The organism is Pseudomonas sp. 14P_8.1_Bac3, assembly GCF_025466085.1.
Lineage (GTDB): Bacteria > Pseudomonadota > Gammaproteobacteria > Pseudomonadales > Pseudomonadaceae > Aquipseudomonas.
Map to the genome: position 1 here is coordinate 162,655 of NZ_JANLOD010000055.1, position 11,011 is coordinate 173,665.

Genomic DNA, 11,011 nt, shown 5'->3' on the forward strand with positions numbered 1-11,011 from the left:
AACGCGGCGCACTTGCGTCCATCGCCAGCAAGCTGGCTCCTACAGGGTTTGGCGTTTCTTCCGGGATTGCGTGACGGGGCCTATTTTTTGCTGCGGGGCAGTACCGCCCCCAGCACTTGCTTGGCTGTTTGCACGATCACTCCGGCTTCGTCCGGGTCGCCCTTGAGCAAGGTCGTGGCGAATTTTTTTGCCTGTTCGAGCTTGATGTGCGGCGGCAGTGGCGGGACGTTGGGGTCGGTCTTGAACTCGATCAGCACCGGCACGTCCGACGCCAGGGCCTTGTCCCAGGCCGCGGCGACGTCCTCTTCGCGATCGACGAAAATCCCCTTGAGTCCGATCGACAGGGCGAACAGGTGATACGGGACGTCAGGAATGTTCTGCGAGGCTTCAAACTTGGGATCGCCCTCCATCACCCGCTGTTCCCAGGTCACCTGATTGAGGTCTTCGTTGTTGAACACCGCGCAAATCCATTTCGGGCTGTCCCACTGCCGCCAGTATTTGGCGACGGTGATCAGCTCGGCCATGTTGTTCATTTGCATCGCCCCGTCGCCCACCAAGGCAATCACGGTACGTTGCGGGTAGGCGAATTTTGCTGCAATCGCATACGGCACAGCGGCGCCCATGGAGGCCAGTCCGCCGGAGAGCGAACACTTCATGCCCCGGCGGATTTTCAGGTCGCGGGCGTACCAGTTGGCGCAGGAGCCCGAGTCGCTGGTGACGATCGCCAGCTCCGGCAACCGTGGCGACAGCTCATAAACCACCCGCTGCGGGTTGATCGGGTCGGCCTTCACCAACGCGCGCCTGGCCAGGGTTTTGTCCCAGGCGCTGTGCCAGCCTTCGACCTTCTTGCGCCATTTGCGTGAGGTCTTTGGCACCAACAACGGGGCCAGCGCCGCGAGTGTGTCAGCGGCGTCACCCACCAGGTTGACCTCCATGGGATAGCGCAGGCTGAGCATGTCCGGCTGCAGATCGATCTGCACCCCGCGCGCCTGTCCTTCCTTGGGCAGGAATTCGGAATAAGGGAAACCGGAACCGATCATCAGCAACGTGTCGCATTCCATCATCAGCTTGTAGCTCGGCTCGGTGCCCAGCAGGCCGATGCTGCCGGTGACCCACGGCAGATCGTCCGGCAATGCGGCCTTGCCCAACAGCGCCTTGGCCACGCCGGCGCCGAGCTTTTCCGCCACGGCAATCACCTCATCGGTGGCGTTCAAGGCACCGGCGCCGATCAGGATGGCGACTTTCTCACCGGCGTTCAGTACCTCGGCGGCGCGTTGCAGATCGGCGTCGTAGGGCACGACCTTCGGCTTGCTGTAACCGACCCCAGAATGCACCGTGCCGTGCGCCCTGCCCGGTTCCTCGTAGGGAGCCTCCTGCAAGTCGTTGGGCAGGATCAAAGCGGTGACCCGCCGTTCGCCGATGGCCGTGCGCACCGCCCGGTCGATCAGGTGCCGGACCTGCGCCGGCACCGAAGCCTGTTGCACGAACGCCCCGGCGACATCCTTGAACATCGACAGCAGATCCAGTTCCTGCTGATAGTGCCCGCCGAGCGCCGCGCGCGCCTGCTGACCGACAATCGCCAACACCGGCATGTGATCCATCCGCGCGTCATACAGGCCAGTGATCAGGTGCGAAGCCCCCGGGCCGGAAGTCGCGATGCACACGCCCAGCTCGCCGGTGAATTTGGCGTGGGCCGAGGCCATGAACGCAGCCATTTCCTCGTGCCGCGCCTGAATGAATTCAATCTTGCCCTGGGCGCGGCTCAGGGCGCCAAAGACACCGTTGATGCCGTCCCCCGGATAGCCAAAAATCCGCGTGACGCCCCATTGGCTGAGTCGCTCAACCAGAAAATCACCTACTGTCGTTGTCATGTCGATCCTCGCCTGTCACCGATCCGTCGAGCATTCCCGGGCGCATCCGTGTCGCACGAGAGGTGTAAGGGTCTGGACAGCCGGGGTGACGTTGAAGTTTCGATTGATTGGATTGAATGACGGGAGCGCCGTGCTTTCAGGCCCTCCCGCTTGCGCCTAGATCATCGGCGAGCTGCTGACCACGCGCAGCGCCAAGCCTTCATAGGCGTCCAGGGTAATGGTGAATTCGCCCTCGGGCGTGAGATCGCCTTCGACCCGTTCGTTGATGATGTCGACCACAGGCCCTGGCGCGATGTTGGGCAGGTGCAGGGTTTCGGTGATCGGCGTCGCGCCGAAGTTCAGCGCGGTGATTTGCGTGCCTTTGCCGGCCGGCAGTTCGTGAACCATGATCAGCAAGCCCGGATGCTCGACATCCGGCACCAGGATCTGGCGACTAGCGGCAATGTCGTAGGAGCGGCGCACCGCGAGGATTCGCTTCAGTTGCGAGGCAAACGAGTCATGGTCTTTCAGTTGGTGGGTGAGGCTGCCGTACAGGGTTTTCGGACGCGGCATCTGGCCTTCCGAGTATTCCGCCTCCGGGTTGAGGTCCACCAGATCGTAGGCGCCGCGATGAATCCAGCGTGTATCGCCATCGACCATCAAATGCGCGACTTGCTCGGCCGGCAGCGGCAGTGCGCCCACCAGGTCCCAGCCCGACAACGCTAACACGCCCGGCTGCATCGCGTTGTACATCACCAACAGCAAATGGATCTGGCGTATCTGCGCGATATCCGCCGGGCTGATCGCATCGAGGTCGCGGATCCCCAACGCGGCGGTGATGATGCTCACGGTGGTGCAGGACACGCCATTGGTGACGAACTTGAGGTTGTAAGGCGCGTGCTCGCCGGCCAGGCGTTCGTACATCTGCTCGCGAATGTGCTCGCGCAAAATGTTGCCGGGGAATGTCTGCCCTTGATAAAGGAAGGTGTCATGGGCGTGCAGGGTCCAGAAATGCACGAGTTCGAGGGTCAGCTCGTCATGGTTCTGCAATGCATGGATCAGCGAACCCGGATCGATGCCGAGGCTGTGCATCTGGCGCAGCATCAATCGGAGAAATTCGGTATCGCCCATCAACAACGCGTGCTGGTAGGCCGGCCGGGTGATGAAATCGTACGAGAGATCGGCGCCGCCGTGGGACATGGCGGCGATATCGTCAACGGTCAGGTTCAGTTCCTGAAAGCTGAAACCACCCGCCTTGCGAATCGCCCCGGCGAGCAACTGGTTACCGGTGATCGATAGCGGATGGCTTTCCGACCAGGCCGTGCCGTCGAGCTTGCGCTCGACGCCGAGAAAGCCATTGGCGTCGAGACGGAGGATTTTCGCGCCCATGACGTCGATGGCATGCAGTGCGTCGCCGATGATCATCTGCTGCGCGGCAAAAGTCGGGTCCAGCCAGTTCAGCGACGGCTGCCCTTCCTTGAAGTAATGCAGGTAGACCCAGCGCCGCGGTTTGCCGTCGACCCCGATGACGATGGGTGTCGCACTCCAGTCGGTTTCCTTGACCCCGGGTTCGAAGAAGATCACCCGCTGCAACTGACCGACGATGTAATGCTTGTCGCGCAGCGCGTCGACCTGCAGCGGGCTGAGGTTCTGCGCGTCGCGACCTTCGAGTACATCGGGCAGGAGCGGCCAGTCCTCCTCGCGGATTTCCACCATGTGGTAGAGCCCCGGATAGTCTTCATAGGCCATCTCGGCCAGGCGGAAGTCCGCGCCTTTGCCGGTGTGCGAAGGGATCACGTCGTCGATGATCACCGCGTTGTGCGCGGCGGCCATGCGCACCAAGGCCTGCAACTGGGCTTCGGTGCCCAGTTGCGGATCGATGTCGAAACTGATGCGGTCGAAATTGCCGTCGATGGTCGGCGTGTGTCGGGTGCCCGAGAGGCCGCCCGAACGTTTCAGCGGGCCGTTGTGAATGCCCTGGATACCGATTCTCGACAGGGCCTGCCACAGGGTCTCGTCGCCCAGGGCTTCCAGCACCGTGCCATTCTCGCGAGTGACAATCGACGCCGGGTACGCGGTGAACCACACCGACGCCAGGGCCGAGGCGTCACGGGGACGGGTATGCGCGTAGGGTTGCTGCCACAGGCGACCTTGCCCGGAGTAAAGCTTGGCCCGTTGCCGGGCTGCGTGCAGCATCGATTGTTCGACCAGCCAGTCCACGTGGTTTTTCTCAGCTGCCGTCATGGAAACAATCACCTCTCGTATGAAAAATGGCGTCCGCCCTTCTGCATCAAAGGCACCGCTCGTTTTCATATGAGGCCCTGACGGGGCATTCGTTGCATCGTGCTGCGTTGTCACGGGTCTACTCGGACACCGCGACCTGATTGCGCCCACGGGCCTTGGCGCGATACAGCGCTTTGTCGGCGTTGTTCATCAGGCTGTGCAGATCGTTATCCCCGGCATTCATCGACGCGACGCCGACGCTGGCCGAAATGCGGTTCACCGGCCCGGTCATCAGGCCGGCGATCGACTGGATGAGGGCTTCGGCAATGTTCTGTGCGACCTCGATCGAGGTGTCCGGCAACAGCACGGCGAACTCCTCGCCTCCCAGGCGGCCATGAACATCGTTTTCGCGGAACGAACGGCTGATGACCATCCCCATCTGCCGCAGCACCTGATCGCCGACCTGATGGCCGTAGGTGTCATTGATGTGCTTGAAGTGATCCATGTCCAGCATCACCGCGCACAGGGGCAAGCGGTTGTGCTTGCAGTGGCTGTACAGCTGTTGCGCCTGCTGGAAAAACGCCCGGCGGTTCTTCAGGCCGGTGAGCTCATCGGTCTGCGCGGCATGCGTGGACAGGCGGTGCGCATGCTCCATTTCACGCGTTAACCGAAAAGCGGTTTCCAGCGCGTCGGCCACACTGCGGGTCGCACTGAACGCGAAGGAGGCAAACACCAGCGCCGCCACCCCCATGCCCAGCTGCAGGGTCGACGGTTGAAACAGCAGCCAGATCGTACAAGGGAACAGGACGAGGGAAATGGAAGCCATCGTCATGTAGCGATAAGCCGAATAGCAAGACACCGCACTGACCGACATGCCGACGCAAAAGAGCATGACCAGGGCCTGGGCCAGCAGGTCATGGGCGGGAACGACCACGAGCGCACCGACGCCCCAGATCCCGGCGGACAGTACGAGCGTGACCCAATACGTGCGCTCCCAGCGTTGCGGGGTGCGTTCGCTGTCCGGGCTACGGAAATAGGCGATAAACATCGAGATGCGCAACAACGACGACGCTGCCAGCGCGGCTATCCACCAGGTGATCACCGTGTGATCGAAACGCTCCCAGCACAGCCAGCACAACATCAACACCGCAAGAAAGCTGCCGACTACCGCTGAAACCGACTGCCGGAACAACTGGTGCAATCGGTCGGTGCGCACCAGTTTTACAATGACGTCTTGCTGTTCGTACCGCAATCCAGGGCCATCCATTCGAACCGCCTGATAGGGATCCTGCGCGAGGGCTCTATTCTGGCACCTTGCTACTACCGCTCACAACCGAATCCCGATTGCCCGCCGCCCTCCTGCTTTTTGTCGCCTTCCGACCAGAAACCCGTTTCGGGCACTTGCATCACCGGTATTATGGTATACCATCATACGCACAGACATCCTTCAGCCCATACGGAGCAGCTCATGAGTTTCGAAATCCGCAAGATCGTCAGCTATGTCGAAGAAACGTTCATCGAAGGCGGCAAAGCCGGCGATACGCCAGTGACCATGGTCGGCCTGGCCGTTGTCATGAAGAACCCGTGGCTGGGTCGTGGCTTCGTCGAAGACCTGAAACCGGAAATCCGCGCCAACTGCTCTGACCTCGGTGCGCTGATGGTCGAGCGCCTGGTCGGCATCATCGGCGGTGCCGACAAGATCGAGGCCTACGGCAAGGCGGCGGTGGTCGGCGCCGATGGCGAGATCGAGCACGCTTCGGCGGTCATCCACACCCTGCGCTTCGGCAACCATTACCGCGAAGCGGTCAAGGCCAAGAGCTACCTGAGCTTCACGAACAAGCGCGGTGGCCCGGGCACCTCGATCCAGATCCCGATGATGCACAAGGACGACGAAGGCCTGCGTTCTCACTACATCACCCTGGAAATGCAGATCGAAGATGCACCGCGCGCCGATGAAATCGTCGTGGTCCTGGGTTGCGCCGACGGCGGCCGCCTGCACCCGCGCATCGGTAACCGCTACATCGACCTGGAAGAACTGGCTGCCGAGAAGGCCCAGTAATCACTGGTCGGTTACAACAACAAAAAGGTATGCAGGAGCGCTCCATGATTCGGCTCACCGCTGAACGCACCCCGGCTGGCACCAGTTATCTGGCGACCGGCGAAGGCCAGCCCGTGGTTTTGATCCACGGCGTGGGCCTGAATAAAGAAATGTGGGGCGGCCAGGTCGTTGGCCTCGCCCCCCATTACCGCGTGATCGCCTATGACATGCTCGGCCATGGCGCCAGCCCGCGACCGCAGAGCGGCACGCCGCTGCTCGGCTATGCCGACCAGTTGCTGGAGCTGCTCGATCACCTGCAGTTGCCCCAGGCGACGGTGATCGGTTTCTCCATGGGCGGGCTGGTCGCGCGGGCTTTTGCCCTGCATTACCCGCAACGCCTGCAAGGCCTGGTGGTGCTCAACAGTGTGTTCAATCGCAGCGCCGAGCAACGCGCCGGCGTGATTGCCCGCACCGCCCAGGCCGCCGAACACGGGCCGGATGCCAACGCCGAAGCGGCGTTGTCACGCTGGTTCAGCCGCGAATACCAGGCGGCCAACCCGGCGCAGATTGCCGCGCTGCGCCAGACCCTGGCCGAGAACGACCCGCAGGGTTACCTGACCACTTACGAGCTGTTCGCGACCCAGGACATGTACCGCGCCGACGACCTGGCCAGTATCCAGGTGCCGACGCTGGTCGCCACCGGCGAACTGGACCCCGGCTCGACGCCGGAAATGGCCCGGCAACTGGCCGAACGCATTCCCGGCGCGACAGTTGCCGTGCTTGCCGAACAGCGGCATATGATGCCCGTAGAATCGCCACGCCTGGTCAACCAGCTGTTGCTGGAATTTCTCGACAAGGCCAACGCCCGACCAAACCCAATCAAGGGGATCGTTGCATGACACTCGCACGCTTCCAGATGTGCATCGGCGGTGAATGGGTCGATGCCCTCGCCGGCAAGACGTTCCAAAGCCTGAACCCGGCCCTGGCCGAACCCTGGGCGGAACTGCCCGATGCTGACGAAGCCGACGTCGAGCGCGCCGTGCAGGCGGCGCAGACCGCCTTCGACAGCCCGGCCTGGCGCGGGCTGACCGCGACCGCTCGCGGCAAATTGCTCCGACGCCTGGGCGACCTGATCGCTGACAACAAGGAACACCTGGCGCAGCTGGAAAGCCGCGACAATGGCAAACTGATCCGCGAAACCCGTGGCCAGGTCAGCTACCTGCCGGAATTCTTCCACTACACCGCAGGCCTGGCGGACAAGCTCGAAGGCGGCACCCTGCCCCTCGACAAGCCGGACCTGTTTGCCTACACCGTTCACGAAGCCATGGGCGTGGTCGCCGCGATCATCCCCTGGAACAGCCCGCTGTACCTGACCGCGATCAAACTGGCGCCGGCCCTGGCCGCGGGCAACACCATCGTGATCAAACCCTCCGAACACGCCTCGGCGACCATCCTCGAGCTGGCACGCCTGGCGCTGGAAGCCGGGATTCCGCCGGGTGTGGTCAACGTCGTCACCGGATACGGCCCGAGCACCGGTGCCGCCCTGACCCGCCACCCGCTGATACGCAAGATTGCCTTCACCGGCGGCGCGGCCACCGCACGTCATGTGGTGCGCAGCAGTGCAGAGAACTTCGCCAAGCTCTCGCTGGAGCTGGGCGGCAAATCGCCGAACATCATTTTTGCCGACGCCGACCTCGACAGCGCGATCAACGGTGCCATCGCCGGGATCTATGCCGCGTCCGGGCAGAGTTGCGTTTCCGGTTCACGCCTGCTGGTGCAGGATGAAATCTATGACGAGTTCGTCGAGCGTCTGGTCGAGCGGGCCAAGCGCATTCGCATCGGCAACCCGCAGGAAGACAGCAGCGAAATGGGCCCCATGGCCACCGCGCAGCAGTTGGTTGTCGTGGAGGGCCTGGTGGCCGACGCCATCGCCGAAGGTGCGCGCCTGCGCCTGGGCGGCAAGCGTCCGCCGAACCTGGGCGAAGGCTGGTTCTACGAGCCGACGCTGTTCGAATGCGACCGCAATTCAATGAAGATCATGCAGGAAGAAGTCTTCGGTCCGGTGGCCTCGGTCATTCGTTTCAAGGACGAGGCCGAAGCGTTGGCGATCGCCAACGACTCGCAGTTCGGCCTCGCCGCCGGCATCTGGACTCGCGACCTGGGCCGCGCCCATCGCCTGGCCCGGGACGTGCGTTCGGGGATCATCTGGGTCAACACCTACCGCGCGGTTTCGGCCATGGCGCCGATCGGCGGCTTCAAGAACAGCGGTTATGGACGCGAGAGCGGCATCGATTCGGTGCTGGCCTACACCGAGCTGAAAACGGTGTGGATCAACCTGTCCCAGGCACCGATGCCTGATCCGTTTGTGATGCGCTAGGAGTTTTACGAAATGATCGAACCCGGCATTTACAAAGACGTCATGAGCTCGTTCCCTTCCGGGGTCACGGTGGTCACCACCCTGGATCCGGACGGCGGCATCGTCGGCATCACCGCCAGCGCCTTCAGTGCGCTGTCGATTGACCCGGCACTGGTGCTGTTCTGCCCCAACTATGCCTCGGACACCTACCCGGTGCTGCGCGACAGCAAGCAGTTCGCGATTCACTTGCTGTCCGCCGACCAGACCGCTGAAGCCTACGCCTTCGCCAGTAAGGGCAAGGACAAGGCCAAAGACATCGAATGGCACCTGAGCGCCCTGGGCAATCCGTTGCTGGGCAAAGCCACGGCGATCATCGAGTGCGAATTGTGGCGCGAATACGACGGCGGTGATCACGCGATCATCGTCGGCGCGGTGAAGAACCTGATTCTGCCGGCGCAGCCGGTCACGCCGATGATTTACCACAAAGGCAAGCTGGGGCCGCTGCCGACCCTGGCCTGATGACACATACCGTCTCCCTGTGGGAATGAGCCTGCTGTCATTTGCGGTGTTCTTTCAACCTTAGGGGTGACCGAACTGGCCCCATCGCCAGCAGGCTGGCTCCCACAAGGGAATGACGGTGTGAGCATCAGTACTGTGGGAGCCAGCCTGCTGGCGATTGCGGCAAGAGGAGGAATGATGAGCAACGAAAAATACGAAAAAGGCCTGCAGATCCGCACCCAGGTGCTCGGCGAAGCCTACGTCAGCCGCTCGATCGAGAACGCCGACGACTTCACCCGGCCGCTGCAGGAAATGGTCACCGAGTATTGCTGGGGCCATGTCTGGGGTCGTGAAGGCTTGTCGCTGAAGGAACGCAGCATGATCAACCTGGCGATGATCTCGGCCCTCAACCGTCCGCACGAACTCAAGCTGCATGTGCGCGGCGCCTTGCGTAACGGCTTGAGTCGTGAGCAAATACGCGAAATTCTGCTTCAGGTCGGTATTTATTGCGGCGTCCCCGCGGCCGTAGACAGTTTCCGGCTCGCCCGTGAAGCCTTCGCCGAAGCCGATGCCGAGGCCTCCAGTTAACCCTCGGCTGTTTTGATGCCCGTCTGGCATGGACAGCCACCGTATAGAGCGTACCCCATGAAACGCCTGCCACTCGACGACAGCTTCAAGGTCAATCGCAACCCCGTTACCCTGCGCGAAATCGTGCTGGATAAACTGCGAAGCGCCATCATGAACTTCCAGCTAATGCCGGGAGACCGTCTGGTCGAGCGCGATCTGTGCGATCGCCTGGGTGTCAGCCGCACCTCCGTTCGCGAAGCCTTGCGTCACCTGGAATCCGAAGGCCTGGTAGAGTTTGCCGACGCCAAGGGTCCACGGGTGGCGATCATCACCCTGGCGGACGCCGTCGATATCTACGAATTGCGTTGCGTGCTCGAGGGCCTGATCGTCCAGCTGTTTACCCTGCGGGCCAAGGCCAGGGACATCAAGGCGCTGGAGAAAGCCCTCGAGGAAAACCGCAAGGCCCTCAAGGAAGGCGAGCTGCAACAGGTGATCGACTCGGTCCAGGGTTTCTACGACGTCTTGCTCGAAGGCTCCGGCAACCATGTCGCGGCCACCCAGCTGCGTCAGTTGCAGGCGCGGATCAGCTACCTGCGGGCGACTTCGGTGTCCCAGGAAAACCGTCGCGGCGCCAGTAACCAGGAGATGGAACGCATGGTCGAGGCCATCAAGAGCGGCGATCCGCTGGTGGCCCACCAAGCTTGCGTCGATCACGTGCGCTCCGCCGCAGCGGTCGCGCTGGACTACCTCAAGCGCAAACAGGAAGAGACCGGGAAGATCCCCGAGATCACCCTGCCGATCCCGCTGAAAGAACCACGCATAGGTCGCTGAGATGTTCAGCCCGAGCTTTTGCCCAAAGTGCGGCAGTAACGACCTCAAGTCGCAGCTGCCGCCGGGCGATACGCACGAGCGCCTGATGTGCCGCGTTTGCGGCTACATCCACTACGTCAATCCGAAGATCATTGCCGGCTGCATCATCGAGCAGGATGGCAAGTATTTACTGTGCCAGCGTGCGATTCCGCCGCGTCCCGGCACCTGGACGCTGCCGGCGGGCTTCATGGAAGGCGGCGAGACCACCGAACAGGCCGCGCTGCGCGAAGTCTGGGAAGAAAGCGGCGTCCGCGCGGAAATCCTTTCGCCCTATTCGATCTTCAGCGTGCCGAAGATCAGCGAGGTGTACATCATCTTCCGCGCCATCGCGCTGGAGATCACCGGCCAGTACGGTCCGGAAACCCTCGACTACCAATTCTTCGCACCCGAGGACATTCCCTGGGACAGCATCTACTACCCCGCCATCCGGCAGATCCTCGAACGCTATATCGAGGAACGCCAGGCCGGGGTGTATGGCATCTACATAGGCAATGACGATACCGGGAAGATTCATTTTATTCGGTGAATCCCAAGCCCTGTCCCGGTAGAACCTGTGGGAGCGGGGCGGGGGGGGCGGGGGGGGGGGGGGGCCAAAATCCACGGGGCCGG

General features: G+C 62.4%; 10 protein-coding genes. 7 read left to right on the forward strand and 3 right to left on the reverse strand.

Annotated features, from left to right (window positions below; translation table 11 throughout):
• Positions 1-80: 80 nt before the first annotated feature.
• The 3 genes from NTD84_RS18290 to NTD84_RS18300 all read right to left on the reverse strand — a co-directional run bounded on the left by NTD84_RS18290 (position 81) and on the right by NTD84_RS18300 (position 5,340).
• On the reverse strand, positions 81-1,871 hold the full coding sequence (locus tag NTD84_RS18290) for a thiamine pyrophosphate-requiring protein (RefSeq protein ID WP_262168165.1): 1,791 nt from the start codon (positions 1,869-1,871) through the stop codon (positions 81-83).
• 156 nt (positions 1,872-2,027) lie between these two features.
• Positions 2,028-4,094: a maltose alpha-D-glucosyltransferase gene (gene treS, locus NTD84_RS18295; RefSeq protein WP_262168168.1), complete on the reverse strand. Its 2,067-nt coding sequence runs from the start codon at positions 4,092-4,094 to the stop codon at positions 2,028-2,030.
• 118 nt (positions 4,095-4,212) lie between these two features.
• Positions 4,213-5,340 carry a sensor domain-containing diguanylate cyclase gene (locus NTD84_RS18300; RefSeq protein WP_262168170.1) on the reverse strand — a complete coding sequence of 376 codons (1,128 nt, stop codon included), beginning with the start codon at positions 5,338-5,340 and terminating at the stop codon, positions 4,213-4,215.
• Between the two features lie 201 nt (positions 5,341-5,541).
• Between NTD84_RS18300 and NTD84_RS18305 the strand changes: the two genes are divergently transcribed.
• The 7 genes from NTD84_RS18305 (at position 5,542) to NTD84_RS18335 (ending at position 10,928) form a co-directional block, all read left to right on the forward strand.
• On the forward strand, positions 5,542-6,132 hold the full coding sequence (locus NTD84_RS18305) for an amino acid synthesis family protein (RefSeq protein ID WP_262168173.1): 591 nt from the start codon (positions 5,542-5,544) through the stop codon (positions 6,130-6,132).
• Positions 6,133-6,176: 44 nt separating this feature from the next.
• Positions 6,177-7,010, forward strand: coding sequence for an alpha/beta fold hydrolase (locus NTD84_RS18310; RefSeq protein WP_262168175.1), 834 nt, complete (start codon positions 6,177-6,179; stop codon positions 7,008-7,010).
• Positions 7,007-8,488, forward strand: coding sequence for an aldehyde dehydrogenase (locus NTD84_RS18315; protein WP_262168176.1), 1,482 nt, complete (start codon positions 7,007-7,009; stop codon positions 8,486-8,488). Before NTD84_RS18310 ends, NTD84_RS18315 begins: the two co-directional genes overlap by 4 nt.
• Before the next feature lie 12 nt (positions 8,489-8,500).
• Positions 8,501-8,986 carry a flavin reductase family protein gene (locus tag NTD84_RS18320; RefSeq protein WP_262168177.1) on the forward strand — a complete coding sequence of 162 codons (486 nt, stop codon included), beginning with the start codon at positions 8,501-8,503 and terminating at the stop codon, positions 8,984-8,986.
• A 177-nt stretch (positions 8,987-9,163) separates the two neighbouring features.
• Complete coding sequence (locus NTD84_RS18325; RefSeq protein ID WP_262168178.1) at positions 9,164-9,553, forward strand: carboxymuconolactone decarboxylase family protein; 390 nt, start codon at positions 9,164-9,166, stop codon at positions 9,551-9,553.
• Between the two features lie 57 nt (positions 9,554-9,610).
• A complete protein-coding gene (locus NTD84_RS18330; RefSeq protein WP_262168181.1) occupies positions 9,611-10,363 on the forward strand; it encodes a GntR family transcriptional regulator in 753 nt (250 codons plus the stop codon).
• 1 nt (position 10,364) lies between these two features.
• The gene (locus tag NTD84_RS18335) at positions 10,365-10,928 is read left to right on the forward strand and encodes an NUDIX hydrolase (protein WP_262168184.1); all 564 of its coding nucleotides are present in this window, start codon (positions 10,365-10,367) and stop codon (positions 10,926-10,928) included.
• Positions 10,929-11,011 lie beyond the last annotated feature (83 nt).